The sequence below is a fragment of the Nocardioides humilatus genome (assembly GCF_008373755.1).
GTDB lineage: Bacteria > Actinomycetota > Actinomycetes > Propionibacteriales > Nocardioidaceae > Nocardioides > Nocardioides humilatus.
The window spans coordinates 167635-182429 of record NZ_VUJV01000004.1 but is presented as its reverse complement, the minus strand read 5'-3'; the positions used below and the strand labels follow the sequence as shown (position 1 = coordinate 182429).

The following is a 14795-nucleotide window of genomic DNA, read 5'->3' as shown; positions in this document are numbered from 1 at the left end:
TCGGCGTACGCCTCACCGCGTCTCGATACGCGCCGTCACGGCTTCGCAGGCTCAGCCGTGGGCGCTACTCGACGACCACGCTTGCTGAGCGCGTGCCAGCCGCTCGCGAGCTCGCGGCAGGCAGGCGCTCAGCGGCGCCCGATGATCCCGACGACGGGGGGCTTGTCGCTGGTCGCGATGTAGACGCGGAAGCCGCCCTCGGTGAGGGCCTCCGCGGTCTTGGTGATGATCTCGGGGACCTGCTCGGGGCGAGACGTGTCGAAGAACAGGTTGACCGAGCCGCCGGGGAGCACGCGCTCGTGCAGCAGGGCGACCTCGTCCTTGCAGTCGCGCACCCAGAAAAGGTTGACGTCGAAGGCGAAGACCTTGGTCAGACGCTTCACCGGGACCCGCAGGGTCGCCAGGTCGATCTGGCGCACGGTGAGCTTGCCTGCCTCCACGTGGACCGCGCAGCGCTGCTTCGTGCGGTCGACGCCGGCCTCGGACCGGTCGATCGCAAACATCTTGCCGCGGCCCTCGAGCCGACGACAGATCAGATCAGCCGCCTGCCCCGAGCCACACCCGATCTCGAGCACGTGGTCCTGAGGCTGCACGTCGATGAAGTCCACCGCCCAGCGCAGCCGGGCCGGGATCGTCTGTACCGCCATGGGTCCAGCCTGCCAGAACCAGCGGTCGAAGCGCGGGACCGACAGGGCATCGAGACGAGCGGGGCACTAGGTTTGCCCCGTGGAGAGCAGTCAGATCCGGGTCGGAGTGCTCGGCGCGCGCGGCAAGGTGGGCGCCGAGGTGTGTGCGGCGGTCGAGGCCGCCGACGACATGGAGCTGGTCGCCGCGGTCGACCAGGGCGACCCGATCGAGGCCCTCGTTGACGGGGGAGCGCAGGTCGTCGTCGACTTCACCCACCCCGACGTGGTGATGGACAACCTGGAGTTCTGCGTCGACCACGGCATCCATGCCGTCGTCGGCACGACCGGTTTCGACCAGAACCGCCTCGACATCCTCGGCAACTGGCTGGTCAAGAGCCCTGCGACCGGCGTGCTCATCGCCCCCAACTTCTCGATCGGCGCGATCTTGATGATGCGCTTCTCGGCTCTTGCGGCACCGTTCTACGAGTCGGTCGAGATCATCGAGCTGCACCACCCCAACAAGGCCGACGCGCCCAGCGGCACCGCCCGCCGTACGGCGGAGCTGATCGCTGCCGCCCGCCGCGAGGCCGGCTCCGCGCCCATCCCCGACGCGACGTCGACCTCCCTCGACGGGGCGCGCGGCGCCGTGGTCGATGGCATCCACGTGCACGGTCTCCGGATCCGGGGCCTGGTCGCACACCAGGAGGTCGTGCTCGGTGGGGTGGGGGAGACCCTGACCATCCGGCACGACTCCCTCGACCGGGTCTCCTTCACGCCGGGCGTGCTGACCGGCGTCCGCCAGATCGGCGCGCACCCCGGTCTCACCGTCGGCCTCGAGCACTTCTTGGACCTGTAGGTCACACGCCCTTCGAGCCGGCAGCGTGGCGGGAGGCGACCCGGCGCAGCGCTTGCGCTGCTCCATGCTGTCGCCGGAGCCACGCTCGGCAAATCCAATTGTTGCGGGTTTGTGCGAGTGCACGAACCTGCAGGTGCTCAAACCTGGCCGAGCACCGATGCTGGTGGGAGCCTCTGCTCGCCCGCCGCGGCTCCGCGCGGGCATCCCCAGCACATCTCGAGGAGCTCCACTGTGTTGAACCCTGGGTCCCGTTCCCGGTCTCGCAAGGCAGCGGCAGCCGCCGTTGCCACTGCGCTCGCCACTCTCGTCCTCGGCCTGCAACCCGGCGCGCCCAGCGCTTCGGCGCAGGCCAGCAAGCCGCAGCACGACCGGACCGCCGAGCGTGCCATTGCGGCCCTCCAGCGCCACCCCCAACTGGCCCGACAGGTCGCCGGTCAGGCGTTCAAGGTCACCGGCACGACGCTCCGTGACGCGGACGGCAGCACCCACGTGCGCCTGGAGCGCACCTACCGCGGCCTGCCGGTCATCGGTGGCGACCTCGTGGTCCACCAGGCCGCCGGAGCGGACTGGAAGGGTGTCAGCCAGACCCTTCGGGCCCCGATCACCGTCTCCGTCCGGCCGAAGGTCAGCGAGAGTCGCGCCGATCGCGCCGTGACGGCCAAGGACCGCACGACGCGCCAGATCCGCAAGCTCCGGGTGGAGGACGGCCGCCTGGTGGTCGACACGCTCGCCGGCAAGCCGCGCCTCGCGTGGGAGATCACCAGCGGTGGCCGCTACAAGGACGGCACCCCCAGCCGACTGCTCACCTACGTCGACGCGCGCACGGGCAACGTGATCCGTCGCGAGGAGCGCATCCAGACCGTCGACGGCGACGGCAGCTCGCTCTACAGCGGTGTGGTCCCGCTGCAGGTGACCAAGTCCGGGCTGACCTACCAGCTCAAGGACCCGACCCGCGGCAACACCTACACGACCGATTTCGGCAACAAGACCGACGGTCTGTTGTGCCAACTGTTCGGCAGTGGCTGCAAGCCCGGCACGACCTTCACCAGCCCCGACACGAGCTTCGGCAACGGCACCACCAGCAACCGGGAGTCCGCGGGTGTCGACGCGCAGTACGGCACCAACGTGACGTGGGACTACTACCAGCAGGTGCACGGCCGCAACGGCATCTTCGGCACCGGAGCAGGCTCGTTCAACCGCGTCCACTACGGCAACGCTTACGTCAACGCCTTCTGGGACGGCACGAAGATGACGTACGGCGACGGTGACGGCGTCTCCTACGGACCTCTGGTCTCCCTCGACGTCGCCGGGCACGAGATGTCGCACGGTGTCACGGAGAACAGCGCCGGTCTGACCTACTCAGGTGAGTCGGGCGGCCTCAACGAGTCGACCTCCGACATCTTCGGCACGATGGTCGAGTTCTTCGCGGCCAACGCCAACGACTCGGGTGACTACTTCATCGGCGAGGAGTTCGACCTGGCCAACCACTCGGGCTTCCGGCGGATGGACAACCCGGCACTCGACGGCAACTCCGACTCCTGCTGGACCACCGGCACGAAGAACAAGGACGTCCACTACTCCTCCGGCGTGGGCAACCACTTCTTCTACCTGCTTGCCGAGGGCTCTGGCCAGAAGACCATCGGCAACAAAGTCCACAACTCGCCGACCTGCAACGGCTCCACGATCACCGGCATCGGTCGCACCGACGCCCAGCGGATCTGGTACCGCGCACTCACCGTCTACATGACCTCGGGCACCACCTACGCCCAGGCCCGTACGGCGACCCTGAGTGCTGCGGCTGACCTCTTCGGCAACGGCAGCAACCAGTACAACACCGTGGCTGCCGCGTGGAGCGCGGTCAACGTCAACTGAGGCCGATTAGCATCGGGGGCCGCGTCGTCACGCACGGCGCAGCCCTCGCTGCTGCCGGCCCGCGTCACTCGAAGTAAGTGGGCTTCTGGCCGGGGTTGACCAGGTTGTCGAGTGCATGGTTCGCATGCACGATGTCCCAGGTTGATGCCAAGACGAAGATGATCAGGAATGTCAGGATCATGACGGGCTCCTCTGTTATTCGGAGTATGGAAGTCCCGTTCCTGAAGGCTGTATGACGCAGGCCACCTCAACGGCATGACTCTGGCCACACGGAGGATCAGCCGATGGCGGTGTGGAGTCGGACCTGCTTGACCGACCCTGCGCCTGACTCGTCGGAGAGCTCACGGCTGGCGCCGTCGGGTGCCCAGCCGGCGCTCTCGAGGAAGGCCCGGGCGGCGTCGTCGGTGCTGTCGATCCAGCTCACGACGCGAGTGAAGCCGTCGGCGGCGAGCGTGTCGACCGCCGCCTGGAGCAGGCGGGAGCCGTGACCCTGGCGGGTCCGGCCGGGCTCGACGGTGAACTCGGCGAGCTCGCCGTCCGTGGCGGGGTCGGCGTCGGGGTCGGTCGCGGGGCCGGTGAGGGCGAAGCCGACGATCCGGACCCGCTCGAGCGCCACGAGCGCGCGGTAGCGAGCCTCGGGCGGCCGGGTGAGGTACTGCTCCCAGGAGGCGACTCGCAGCGCGTCATCGGTGCCGAGCTCGGCCAGCGCTCCGGGCGCGACCTCGTCGTAGCGCTGCTGCCACGAGCGGAGCTGGACGGCGGCGATGCCAGCGGCGTCCTGGGACCAGGCCACACGGACGGAGACATCGGCGGTCGTCATGGCGCCATGATCGCAAGCGGCGTTCTTCGGCCTCTCGCTAGGGTCGGGCCATGGAGATCCGCAACCTCGGAGCGAGTGGCCTGAAGATCTCGGCCATCGCCTACGGCAACTGGCTCACCCACGGCTCCCAGGTCGAGGAGGACGCCGCGCTCGCGTGCGTCCGGCAGGCCCTCGACGAGGGCATCACGACCTTCGACACTGCCGACGTCTATGCCAACACCGCCGCTGAGACGGTGCTCGGTAAGGCGCTGGCGGGGGAGCGCCGCGAGGGGCTCGAGATCTTCACCAAGGTCTTCTGGCCGACCGGGCCGGGTGCCCACAACGACAAGGGCCTGGGCCGCAAGCACATCCTGGAGTCCATCAACGGCTCCTTGAAGCGGCTCGGCACCGACTACGTCGACCTCTACCAGGCGCACCGCTACGACCACGGCACCCCGTTGGAGGAGACGATGCTGGCGTTTGCCGACGTCGTCCGCTCCGGCAAGGCGCTCTACATCGGGGTCTCGGAGTGGCGTGCCGAGGAGATCCGCGCCGCCCACGCGCTGGCCACCGAGCTGCGGGTGCCGTTGATCTCCAACCAACCGCAGTACTCCTTGCTGTGGCGCGTGATCGAGGGCGAGGTCGTCCCGACCTGCCGCGAGCTCGGCATGGGCCAGATCGTCTGGTCGCCGATCGCGCAGGGCGTGCTGTCGGGCAAGTACCTCCCGGGCCAGGCCCCGCCCCCGGGTTCGCGGGCGACGGACGACAAGGGCGGCGCGACGTTCATCTCCCGCTGGCTCGAGGACGACGTGCTCGAGCGCGTCCAGTTGCTCCGTCCGCTCGCGGAGGAGGCCGGGCTGAGCATGGCGCAGCTCGCTGTCGCGTGGGTGCTGCAGAACGACAACGTCTCGGCGGCGATCATCGGTGCCTCGCGGCCCGAGCAGGTCACCGAGAACGCCAAGGCCGCCGACGTACGCCTCGATGAGGCGACCCTGCGGGCCATCGACGAGATCGTGGCGCCGGTGGTGACGAGCGACCCCGCGCTCACGCAGTCGCCGCGCCTGTGAACTAGCGGTAGTCGTCGGGCAGGGACTGCCCGATCTTCACCTTGGCCTTGGGCATCCGCATGAACTTCATCTGCATCGAGCGGGACACGGCATACCAGGTCGTGCCCTTCAGCGTCTCGGTCGGGAAGCGGCGGGCGAGCTCCTTGCGGAGCCGCAGGCGCAGCACCACGATGTCGACGATCACGAAGAGGAACGTCACGAAGATGATGATCGTGCTCGCCGAGGCCAGCGCCGGGTTGCCGGCGTAGCCCAGGATCATCGCGATCACCAGGAGCGGGATCAGCAGCTCGACGATGGTGAATCGGCTGTCGATGTAGTCCCGGATGAACCGCCGGACCGGGCCCTTGTCGCGGGGGAGCAGGAAGCGCTCCTCGCCGGCCTTCATGCCCTCGCGGATCTTGCGGCTGCTCTCCGACTTGAACTCACGCTCGCGCTTGGCCAGCTCCTGGCGGGTGCGGGGCGTGCGCGCCTTCGCGCGCGCAGCGGCCTCGGCTTCCTTGCGCTTGGGGGTCGGGCGGCCCTTGCCGCCCTCCTTCACGACGGTCTCGACGAGAGGCTCGGACTCGGACTTGGTACGACGGAACAGGCTCATGGGTCTCTATCGGCAGTCAGGCGGGCGGTCAGTCGCGGTGGCTCTTGCCGGGCAGGTCGAGCATCCGCTGGAGCGCGACGAGCGCGTCCTGCTCGGTCTGCGGGTCGACCTCGATGCGGTTGACCACGACGCCCTCGACGAGGGACTCCATCGCCCACACGAAGTGGGGGAGGTCGATCCGGTTCATCGTCGAGCAGTAGCAGACGTTGCGGTCGAGGAAGACGATGTTCTTGTCGGGGTGGGCCAGCGCGAGCCGCTGCACGAGGTTGAGCTCGGTGCCGATCGCCCAGCTGGAGCCCGACGGCGCGGCCTCGATCGTCTTGATGATGTATTCGGTCGAGCCGACGTGGTCGGCTTTGAGGACGACCTCGTGCGGGCACTCGGGGTGGACCATCACGTTGAGATCGGGGATCTTCGCCCGGAGCTCGTCGACGACGTCGACGGTGAAGCGGCCGTGGACCGAGCAGTGCCCCTTCCACAGGATCACCCGCGCGGCGCGCAGCTCGTCGGCGGTGAGCCCGCCATTGGGCTTGTGCGGGTTCCACACCACGCAGTCGTCGAGGCTGTAGCCGAGCTTGAGCACGGCGGTGTTGCGGCCGAGGTGCTGGTCGGGGAGGAAAAGGACCTTGGTGTCCTCGCCCTTCTGCTCGAATGCCCAGTCGAGTGCCACCTCGGCGTTGGACGACGTGCAGACCACGCCGCCGTTGCGCCCGCAGAAGGCCTTGATGGCAGCGCTGGAGTTCATGTAAGTGACCGGCACGACCTGGTCCTGGACGCCGGCCTCGGCGAGGGCCTCCCACGCCTTCTCGACCTGGGCGATGCGCGCCATGTCAGCCATCGAGCAGCCGGCGGCGAGGTCGGGCAGGATGACCTGCTGGTCCGGGCCGGTCAGGATGTCGGCCGACTCGGCCATGAAGTGCACGCCGCAGAAGACGATGTATTCAGCCTCGGGACGAGCAGCGGCGTCGCGCGCGAGCTTGAACGAGTCGCCGGTGACGTCGGCGAACTGGATGACCTCGTCACGCTGGTAGTGGTGGCCGAGCACGAACACCTTGTCGCCGAGCGCGGCCTTGGCCGCGAGGGCTCGGGCCACCAGGTCGGGGTCGGACGCCGCCGGCAGGTCGCCCGGGCACTCGACGCCCCGCTCCGAGAGCGGGTCGGTGCCACGGCCGAGCGGCAGCAGCGGGAGGTCGACGGTCGTCATGCATGAATCCTATTCCGCGGTCCGCGAGCGGCCGACTCGCGGTCGCCGCCCGAACTGACTACGCCTGTTTCTGATATCCGTCTCGGGGACTACCGTGAGCCCATGACGGTCGAGACCAAGGTCACCTACTGCCGCATCTGCGAGCCGCTCTGCGGCCTGGTCGCGACGGTCGAGGACGGCACGGTGACGCAGCTGCGCCCCGACGCCGACCACCCGCTGTCCCGCGGGCAGGCCTGCCCGAAGGGCATCGCCTTCGTCGAGATCCAGAACGACCCCGACCGGGTCCTCCACCCGCTGAAGCGCAACGACCGCGGCGAGTTCGAGCGCGTCACGTGGGATTCCGCGCTCGACGACATCGTCGCGCGCCTGCGCGCGCTCCCGCGCAACTCGATCGGCGGCTACCTCGGCAACCCGCCGGCGTTCTCCTACTCCCACGCCACCTGGTTCGCCGCGTTCCTCAACGCGCTGGGCACCAAGCACAGCTACAGCGCCGGCAGCCAGGACATCAACAGCCGCTTCGCTGCCAGCGCGCTGCTCTACGGCGCTGTCACCCAGCTGCCGTTCCCCGACCTGCCGCGCACCGACTTCTTGATGATCCTGGGCGGCAACCCGCTCGTGTCCCACGGCAGCGCGCTCAACGCGCCCCGGATCAAGGACCAGCTCAGCGGCATCACCAAGCGCGGCGGCCGCGTCGTCGTCGTCGACCCGCGCCGCACGGAGACCGCGCGGGCCTTCGAGCACGTCCAGGTGCGACCCGACGCCGACGCCTGGCTGCTGCTGTCGATGCTGCAGGTGATCTTCGCCGAGGGCCTGGCCGACGAGGCGGCCATCAAGGAGCAGACCGTCGGTGTCGACGCCCTGCGTCGCGCGGCCGCCCAGCACCCGCCGGAGGAGACCGAGGCGATGACCGGCGTCCCGGCGGACGTCGTACGCCAGCTCGCCCGCGACTTCGCCACCGCGCCGAGCGCGACGGCCTACGGCCGCACCGGTTCGTGCCTGGGGCGCCACGCCACCTTGGTGGGTGTCCTCATCGACGTGCTCGCCATCGTGACCGGCAACCTCGACCGCGCGGGCGGCACGCTGTTCTCGCGGGGCGTCATCCCGCTGGAGGAGGTCGCCGAGAAAGTCGGTCTGGCCAGCTATGCCGTGAAGAAGTCGCGGCTCGGCGGGTTCGACGACGTCCTCGGCAGCTTCCCCGCGGTGCTGATGGCCGACGAGATCACGACCCCCGGTGACGGGCAGCTGCGCGCGCTCTTCGTGAGCGGCGGCAACCCGATCCTCTCGGTGCCCAACGGTCAGAAGCTGGCCCAGGCGCTCCCGCAGCTCGACCTGATGGTGTCGCTCGACCTCTACGTCAACGACACCAACCGCTACGCCGACTACATCCTCCCGGCGACCACCTGGCTCGAGCGCGAGGACTTCCCGATCGCGGTCGCCTCGGCCGCGCCGACGCCGTTCATCCAGACGACCGAGGCCGTCGTCGCGCCGCGCGGCGAGGCGCGCCAGGAGTGGGCGGTCTACGACGAGATCGCGACCCGCATCGGCGTCGAGCCGCTCGGCGTCGGGATGCTGCAGAAGCTCGCCCCGCTCAGCACCCGCATGCCGGTTCGAGCCACGCCGAAGCTCCTCTTCTCGCTGCTCCTCCGCGTCGGCCCGTACGGCGACCGGCTCGGCCTGCGGCGCGGTGGCCTGAACGCCAAGAAGCTCCGCCAGCACCCCCACGGCATCGTCCTCGCCGACCACGCGGCGACCGGTCAGCTGAAGCACGCGGTCCGGCACAAGGGCGGGAAGGTGCGCCTCGACGCGCCGGCGCTGGTCGAGGAGCTCGAGCGGTTGGGCGACCGGCACAGCGACGACCCCGTTTTCCCGCTGCGGCTGATCGGCCTGCGGGAGCTGCGCTCGCACAACTCGTGGATGCACAACAGCCCGACGCTGATGAAGGGCGCCAACCGCAAGCACCAGGCGCGGATCAACCCTCTGGATGCCGAGGCGGCCGGCGTGGTCGACGGGGGAGCGGTGCGGATCAGGTCGCGCTTCGGTGAGATCGAGACGCTCGCGCTGGTGAGCGACGAGGTCGGACCCGGCACGGTCGCCGTGCCGCACGGCTGGGGCCACGAGGGCGGCGGATGGGAGCTCGCCAACAAGTCTGGTGGGGCCAACTCCAACCGGCTCGCGTCGAGCGAGATCGCCGACGTCGAGCGGCTGGCGGGCATGGCGCACCTCAACGGGATCGCGGTGGCGCTCGAGGTCGTCTGAGGCCTCCGGCGTCGTCGGGGGAGGCGGTCGGGGAGGATGGCCCGCATGCGGATCCTCGTGGCGCCCGACAAGTTCGCCGGCACGCTCAGCGCTGTCGAGGCGGCCGAGGCGATCGCGGAGGGCTGGCACCGACAGGCACCCGACGACGAGGTCGACCTCGCGCCGATGTCGGACGGTGGGCCCGGTTTCGTCGACGTCCTGCACGCCACCCTGGGCGGCGAGCTGATCGTGGAGACGGTCAGCGGGCCCTTCGGCGAGCCAGTGCCCGCGACGGTGCTGCTGGTCGGCGACACCGCCTACATCGAGAGCGCGCAGGCCTGCGGCGTCCAACTGACCGGGCGGGAGCGCGCCGAGCACGCGAGCACCGGCGGAGTCGGCGAGCTCGTGGCCGCCGCGATCGACGCGGGCGCGCTCACCGTCGTGGTGGGCCTCGGAGGCAGCGGCACCAACGACGCCGGGGCGGGGATGCTCGCCGCGCTCGGTGCCACCGCCGACGTGCCCCTCGACAGCGGTGCGCTCGGGTTCAACGGGATCCGGCACATCGACGTGGAGCCCGCCCGGCAGCGGGTGGCGGGTGTCCGCATCGTCGCCGCGACCGACGTCGACATCCCGCTCACGGGGCTCTTCGGCGCGACCAAGACCTTTGGGGAGCAGAAGGGCATCGCGGAGGACCGGATGCCCCTGGTCGACGGCCTGCTCGAGGGTTTCGCGGCCGTGGCCGACTTCCGGACCTCCCTGGAGAAGGGCGCCGGGGCTGCCGGCGGGCTCGGCTTCGGCCTGCTCCTGCTCGGGGCCGAGCGTGCGGCCGGGATCGAGCTCGTGATGGACGCTGTCGGGCTCGCCGACCGTGCGCGTCTGGCCGATGTCGTCGTCACCGGTGAGGGTGCGTTCGACTTCAGCAGCCGGGCGGGAAAGGTGCCCTACGGCGTCGCCGAGGTCGCCTCCGCGGCGCTGCGGCCCTGCATCGTGCTCGCGGGCCAGGTCCTGGTCGGTTCCCGCGAGATGCGCGCCCTCGGCATGGACGCCGCCTACTCGCTGGTCGACCTGGTGGGCGAGGAACAGGCCATGAGCGATGCCGAAGGGGCATTGGCCCTCCTGGCCCAACGGGTGGCCAGGACCTGGTCGGGACAGTAGAACGTGTTCTAGATTCTGCACATGCAGACGACAGTGCTCCTCGCGGCCGCGCCGTTCACGGAGACCGACCACGCGTTCACCTTCGCCGAGGTCGAGATCGACGACCCGCGTCCCGACGAGGTGCTGGTGCGCGTCGTGGCGACCGGCCTGTGCCACACCGACCTGACGGTGCCGACGATGCTGCCGGTCGAGATGTTCCCGACGGTGATGGGCCACGAGGGCACCGGAGTGGTGGAGGCCGTCGGTGCCGACGTGCAGGGCATCGCGGTGGGCGACCACGTCGTCATGAGCTTTCGTCACTGCGGCGCCTGCTCGCCCTGCTCCGACGGCGACGTCGGCTACTGCGAGCAGCACATCCTGCTCAACTACATGGGCATGCGTCCCGACGGCTCGACCACGCTGCGCCGGGGCGAGGAGACCGTGTTCGGCTCGTTCTTCGGCCAGTCCAGCTTCGCGCGCCACGTGCTGGCCTACGCCGACAACTGCGTCGTCGTACCGAAGGACCTCGACCTCACCCTGCTCGCGCCCTACGGCTGCGGCTTCCAGACCGGTGCGGGCACCGTCCTCAACGTGCTGCAGCCGACGCCCGAGCAGAGCATCGTCGTCTTTGGAGCCGGTGCGGTCGGGCTGGCCGCTGTCGCCGCCGCCCGCGGGGCGGGGGTGGAGACGGTGATCGCGGTCGACCCGGTCGCCGCTCGCCGCGCGCTCGCCGAGGAGTACGGCGCCGTGGGGCTCGACCCGACCGACGACACCGTGCCCGTGGTCGACCGGGTCAAGGAGCTGACCGGCGGCGGTGCGGCGTACTCGATCGACACCACCGCCATCCCTGCGGTCGTGCAGCAGGCGCAGCACGCCCTACGGACCCGCGGGACCCTGGTCGCGCTCGGCCTCGGAGCTCCGGAATACCCGATCGACGCGATCGACCTCCTGTCGACCGGCAAGATCGTCCGGTCCTCGATCGAGGGCGACGCGGACCCCGCCCAGATGGTGCCGGAGCTCATCCGGCGGCGCGCGGAGGGTGCCTTCGCGGTCGACCACCTGATCACGACCTACCCGTTCGAGCGCATCGCCGACGCGATCGCCGACATGACCGCCGGCAAGGTCGTCAAAGCGGTCCTGACCTGGTGACTCCCGCGTGACGGCGGCAACATGGGGAATAACCGTCGGTGTGCGACCATTGACCTGTTGTCTGCGCCCCGCGTAGACGCCCCGACGGCCCCGAGACTTACCTGGAGAAATCATGAGTGACGGATGCGGCTGCGGTAGTGGCCACGGCCACGGCCACGGCGCTGAGGCCCCCGCGACGAGCGGCGCGACCCAGACCCAGACGGTTGCCGCCCCCGTGATGGTCGACCGACGTGAGGACCAGATCAACCTGAGCCCCGTCGCCGCCGGCAAGGTGAAGAGCCTCCTCGAGCAGGAGGGTCGCGACGACCTCTCGCTGCGGATCTCGGTGCAGCCCGGTGGCTGCAGCGGTCTTCGCTACCAGCTCTTCTTCGACGAGCGCACCCTCGACGGTGACGTCGTCACCGACTTCGACGGCGTTGCCGTGGTCGTCGACCGGATGAGCGTCCCCTACCTCAACGGTGCCGTCATCGACTTCGTCGACACCATCGAGAAGCAGGGCTTCACGATCGACAACCCCAACGCCACGGGCTCGTGCGCGTGCGGTGACTCGTTCAACTGACGTCAACATCAAGAACGCCCCNNGCAGGGGCGTTCTTGATGTTGAGGTCAGTCCAGGTGCAGGTGAAGCGCGTTCGCCAGCCGCTGGGCCGCCTCGGAGATCTGGATGGTCCGCTTCGGGATCTCGCGCGGGAACTCATCGAAGTGGATGCTGGGCGCGGCCTCGACGACCTTGCGGGCGACGCCAGCGAGACGGGTGTTGATCGCCTCGCACCCAGCGCGGAGCTGGGAGGGCGTCTCGATCTCCTCGTAGGGGGTCATGAGATCGACGCTATTGGCTACTGGCGCGTAGACCCAGCAGTACCGACGGGTAGTGTTCCGTGCCGTGACTGACGCCAGCGGCTCCCTCCTCATCGCCGCCTCCATCGCGACCGACCACCTGATGACCTTCGAGGGGAAGTTCTCCGATTCCCTCGTGGTCGACCAGCTCGACAAGCTCTCGGTCAGCTTCTTGGTCAACGACCTCGAGGTGCGCCGCGGTGGGTGCGCCGGCAACATCTCCTTCGGCCTCGGGGTCCTGGGCCTCAACCCGGTCCTCGTGGGCGCGGTCGGCGAGGACTTCGCCGACTACCGCTCCTGGCTCGAGCGCCACGGCGTCAACTGCGACCACATCCACGTCTCGCCGACCAAGCACACGGCGCGGTTCGTCTGCACCAACGACGAGACGATGGCCCAGATCGCCTCCTTCTACCCCGGTGCGATGAGCGAGTCCCGCGAGATCGAGCTCAAGCCGATCGTCGACGCCGAGGGCGACCCGGCCTACGTCCTGATCGGCCCCGACGACCCGGAGGGCATGCTCCGCCACACCGAGGAGTGCCGCCAGCGCGGCTACAAGTTCGTGGCCGACCCCTCTCAGCAGCTCGCGTTCGGTGACGGCGACCTGATCCGGCAGCTGATCGATGGCGCCGACATCCTCATCACCAACGAGTACGAGTCCCACGTCATCGAGAAGAAGACGGGCTGGACCAGCGACGACGTCCAGAAGCGGGTGCGCCTCCAGGTGACCACCCTGGGCGCTGACGGCGTGCGGATCGAGGGCACCGACCAGGAGCTCATCGAGGTTCCGGCGTGCAAGGACGTCACGCCTGTCGAGCCGACCGGTGTCGGTGACGCCTTCCGGGCCGGCTTCCTCGCCGCCCTGGGTTGGGAGCTCAGCCTCGAGCGGGCGGCCCAGGTCGGCTGCGTCCTCGCCGCCTACGTCGTCGAGACCGTCGGCCCGCAGGAATACACGTTCACGCCGGCAGAGTTCCTCGACCGCCTCCGGGGCTCCTACGGCGACGAGGCGGCCGACGAGGTCGGCGCCCACATCAAGTGAGGCGCTTCACCACGTAGCGGGGGAGTCCGTCGGCGGTGGAGTCCTCGCCGACGTACTCCTGGCCGCGCATGCGGCACCACGCAGGCACGTCGTGGCGGGCTGCGGGGTCGTCGCTGACGACCGCGAGCAGCTCGCCGACCTCGACGGTCGGGAGCGCCTTCGCGAGCTCGATGACGGGCCGCGGGCAGGGGATCCCGCGGCAGTCGAGCTCCACCGACGGCTCGCTCACAGCCCGATGCCTGACCGGATATCGGTGACCAGCTCGGTCACCGCCGTGCAAAAGCGCTCCACCTCGTCGTCGGTCGTGTCGCGCCGCAGCGACACGCGGACGTTGCCGTGCGTCAGCGCACCCATCGCGGCCAACACGTGGCTCGGCTCCAGCGTCGACGCGGTGCACGCCGAGCCACTGGCGACGGCGAACCCGCGCCGGTCGAGGCCCGTGACGAGCTCGTCGCCGCTGATGTAGAGGCACGAGAAGGTGACCAGGTGCGGCAGCCGCTCGACCGGGTCGCCGACGACCTCGGTGTCGGGAAGCGCCGCGGCACACGCCCGGATCCGGTCGACCTGTCGGTGCTGGCGAGCGGCGGTCTCCTCGCGCTCGGCGAGCACCGCCTGGAGCGCGGCAGCTGCCGCGAGAGCCGCCGGGACCGAGGCGCCGAGGTGGTCGAGACCGTCGTCGCCCGGGAACGGCGTCGTCCACCGCGTCGACCGGCGTACGACGAGCACGCCGACCCCGCTCGGTCCGCCCCACTTGTGGGCGGACCCGGCCAACGCCGACCAGCGGGTCGGGAGCGGCATGCGCCCGATCGCCGCGGCCGCGTCGACGAAGAGCGGCAGGTCGTCGGGCAGGTCCAGGTCGTCGACTGGCTGGCGCGTGCCGACCTCCTGGTTGGCCGCCTGGAGCGCGACCACCCCGACGCCCGGTCGCCGTGCGGCGGTGGACATGGCGTCGAGATCGACGCGGGCGGCGCTGTCGACGGCCACCGAGACATGCGCGGGGGAGGCGTGCCACTGGGCTGCATGCAGGACCGAGGAGTGCTCCACGGCGCTGTGCACGATGCCGCCTCCCGATCCCGCGGCCAGCAGGCCCAGGAGGCCGCGGTGAACCGCCTCGGAGCCCGACGCGGTGAATCCGACCTCGTCCGGGCGCGCGCCCAGGCACTCGGCGACGACCGCGCGAGCGTTGTCGAGGAGGAGGCGGGCGTCGCGGCCGGCCCCGTGGAGGCGGCGCGGATCGGCGTAGCCCCGCTCGAGCGCAGCGAGCAGGGTCTCGCGTGCTGCGGGGTGGAGAGGCTCCGCCGACGCGGTGTCGAGGTAGCCAGGCGGGCCGGTCACGGCTTAAATCTAGTCCGCGCCACGTTTCAGACCCGGCGCGATCTCGGGGGCCC

At 70.0% G+C, this 14795-nt stretch carries 15 protein-coding genes; 8 read left to right on the top strand and 7 right to left on the bottom strand.

The genetic code is table 11. The features are described from left to right. Window positions 1-128 precede the first annotated feature (128 nt). Window positions 129-647 (bottom strand): class I SAM-dependent methyltransferase, encoded by a 519-nt coding sequence (locus F0U44_RS15365; protein WP_149729220.1) that lies wholly within the window; start codon window positions 645-647, stop codon window positions 129-131. 79 nt (window positions 648-726) lie between these two features. Here F0U44_RS15365 and dapB point away from each other — a divergent pair, with 79 nt between their 5' ends. Both dapB and F0U44_RS15355 read left to right on the top strand, forming a co-directional pair. Continuing rightward, window positions 727-1482, top strand: a complete 756-nt coding sequence (gene dapB, locus F0U44_RS15360; protein WP_246160510.1) for a 4-hydroxy-tetrahydrodipicolinate reductase — start codon at window positions 727-729, stop codon at window positions 1480-1482. 231 nt (window positions 1483-1713) lie between these two features. Continuing rightward, window positions 1714-3354, top strand: coding sequence for a M4 family metallopeptidase (locus tag F0U44_RS15355; protein WP_246160509.1), 1641 nt, complete (start codon window positions 1714-1716; stop codon window positions 3352-3354). Window positions 3355-3631: 277 nt separating this feature from the next. On the opposite strand, the gene F0U44_RS15350 is transcribed toward F0U44_RS15355, so the two are convergent. Further along, window positions 3632-4174, bottom strand: a complete 543-nt coding sequence (locus F0U44_RS15350) for a GNAT family N-acetyltransferase (protein ID WP_149729219.1) — start codon at window positions 4172-4174, stop codon at window positions 3632-3634. A gap of 50 nt (window positions 4175-4224) precedes the next feature. Between F0U44_RS15350 and F0U44_RS15345 the strand changes: the two genes are divergently transcribed. Then, entirely contained in the window at window positions 4225-5220 is a 996-nt protein-coding gene (locus F0U44_RS15345; RefSeq protein ID WP_149729218.1) for an aldo/keto reductase family protein, read from the top strand. A gap of 1 nt (window position 5221) precedes the next feature. On the opposite strand, the gene F0U44_RS15340 is transcribed toward F0U44_RS15345, so the two are convergent. Both F0U44_RS15340 and nadA read right to left on the bottom strand, forming a co-directional pair. Then, the gene (locus F0U44_RS15340) at window positions 5222-5812 is read right to left on the bottom strand and encodes a DUF3043 domain-containing protein (RefSeq protein ID WP_246160508.1); all 591 of its coding nucleotides are present in this window, start codon (window positions 5810-5812) and stop codon (window positions 5222-5224) included. Between the two features lie 28 nt (window positions 5813-5840). Continuing rightward, window positions 5841-7016, bottom strand: coding sequence for a quinolinate synthase NadA (nadA, locus tag F0U44_RS15335; RefSeq protein ID WP_149729217.1), 1176 nt, complete (start codon window positions 7014-7016; stop codon window positions 5841-5843). Between the two features lie 102 nt (window positions 7017-7118). Between nadA and F0U44_RS15330 the strand changes: the two genes are divergently transcribed. The 4 genes from F0U44_RS15330 to erpA all read left to right on the top strand — a co-directional run bounded on the left by F0U44_RS15330 (window position 7119) and on the right by erpA (window position 12093). Then, window positions 7119-9272, top strand: a complete 2154-nt coding sequence (locus tag F0U44_RS15330; protein ID WP_149729216.1) for a molybdopterin-containing oxidoreductase family protein — start codon at window positions 7119-7121, stop codon at window positions 9270-9272. A gap of 45 nt (window positions 9273-9317) precedes the next feature. Then, complete coding sequence (locus F0U44_RS15325; RefSeq protein ID WP_149729215.1) at window positions 9318-10406, top strand: glycerate kinase family protein; 1089 nt, start codon at window positions 9318-9320, stop codon at window positions 10404-10406. 21 nt (window positions 10407-10427) lie between these two features. Next, on the top strand, window positions 10428-11534 hold the full coding sequence (locus F0U44_RS15320; protein ID WP_149729214.1) for an NAD(P)-dependent alcohol dehydrogenase: 1107 nt from the start codon (window positions 10428-10430) through the stop codon (window positions 11532-11534). Between the two features lie 217 nt (window positions 11535-11751). Further along, window positions 11752-12093: an iron-sulfur cluster insertion protein ErpA gene (gene erpA, locus F0U44_RS15315; RefSeq protein ID WP_149729241.1), complete on the top strand. Its 342-nt coding sequence runs from the start codon at window positions 11752-11754 to the stop codon at window positions 12091-12093. Between the two features lie 47 nt (window positions 12094-12140). Here the strand turns inward: erpA and F0U44_RS15310 are convergent, their stop codons facing one another. After that, entirely contained in the window at window positions 12141-12353 is a 213-nt protein-coding gene (locus F0U44_RS15310) for a hypothetical protein (RefSeq protein ID WP_149729213.1), read from the bottom strand. A 121-nt stretch (window positions 12354-12474) separates the two neighbouring features. On the opposite strand from F0U44_RS15310, the gene F0U44_RS15305 reads away from it, so the two are divergent. Further along, window positions 12475-13407: a carbohydrate kinase family protein gene (locus tag F0U44_RS15305; RefSeq protein ID WP_149729240.1), complete on the top strand. Its 933-nt coding sequence runs from the start codon at window positions 12475-12477 to the stop codon at window positions 13405-13407. Here F0U44_RS15305 and F0U44_RS15300 read toward each other — a convergent pair. Together F0U44_RS15300 and F0U44_RS15295 are read right to left on the bottom strand one after the other, a co-directional pair. Continuing rightward, window positions 13400-13636, bottom strand: a complete 237-nt coding sequence (locus F0U44_RS15300; RefSeq protein WP_149729212.1) for a sulfurtransferase TusA family protein — start codon at window positions 13634-13636, stop codon at window positions 13400-13402. The two genes, F0U44_RS15305 and F0U44_RS15300, sit on opposite strands and share 8 nt — an antisense overlap. Continuing rightward, a complete protein-coding gene (locus tag F0U44_RS15295; RefSeq protein WP_149729211.1) occupies window positions 13633-14742 on the bottom strand; it encodes a cysteine desulfurase family protein in 1110 nt (369 codons plus the stop codon). Before F0U44_RS15295 ends, F0U44_RS15300 begins: the two co-directional genes overlap by 4 nt. Window positions 14743-14795: the final 53 nt, after the last annotated feature.

Coding starts and splice junctions, on each gene's coding strand:
- F0U44_RS15365 (WP_149729220.1), bottom strand. CDS start 647: ATGGCGGTACAGACGATCCCGGCCCGGCTGCGCTGGGCGGTGGACTTC.
- F0U44_RS15350 (WP_149729219.1), bottom strand. CDS start 4,174: ATGACGACCGCCGATGTCTCCGTCCGTGTGGCCTGGTCCCAGGACGCC.
- F0U44_RS15345 (WP_149729218.1), top strand. CDS start 4,225: ATGGAGATCCGCAACCTCGGAGCGAGTGGCCTGAAGATCTCGGCCATC.
- F0U44_RS15340 (WP_246160508.1), bottom strand. CDS start 5,812: ATGAGCCTGTTCCGTCGTACCAAGTCCGAGTCCGAGCCTCTCGTCGAG.
- nadA (WP_149729217.1), bottom strand. CDS start 7,016: ATGACGACCGTCGACCTCCCGCTGCTGCCGCTCGGCCGTGGCACCGAC.
- F0U44_RS15330 (WP_149729216.1), top strand. CDS start 7,119: ATGACGGTCGAGACCAAGGTCACCTACTGCCGCATCTGCGAGCCGCTC.
- F0U44_RS15325 (WP_149729215.1), top strand. CDS start 9,318: ATGCGGATCCTCGTGGCGCCCGACAAGTTCGCCGGCACGCTCAGCGCT.
- F0U44_RS15320 (WP_149729214.1), top strand. CDS start 10,428: ATGCAGACGACAGTGCTCCTCGCGGCCGCGCCGTTCACGGAGACCGAC.
- erpA (WP_149729241.1), top strand. CDS start 11,752: ATGGTCGACCGACGTGAGGACCAGATCAACCTGAGCCCCGTCGCCGCC.
- F0U44_RS15310 (WP_149729213.1), bottom strand. CDS start 12,353: ATGACCCCCTACGAGGAGATCGAGACGCCCTCCCAGCTCCGCGCTGGG.
- F0U44_RS15305 (WP_149729240.1), top strand. CDS start 12,475: ATGACCTTCGAGGGGAAGTTCTCCGATTCCCTCGTGGTCGACCAGCTC.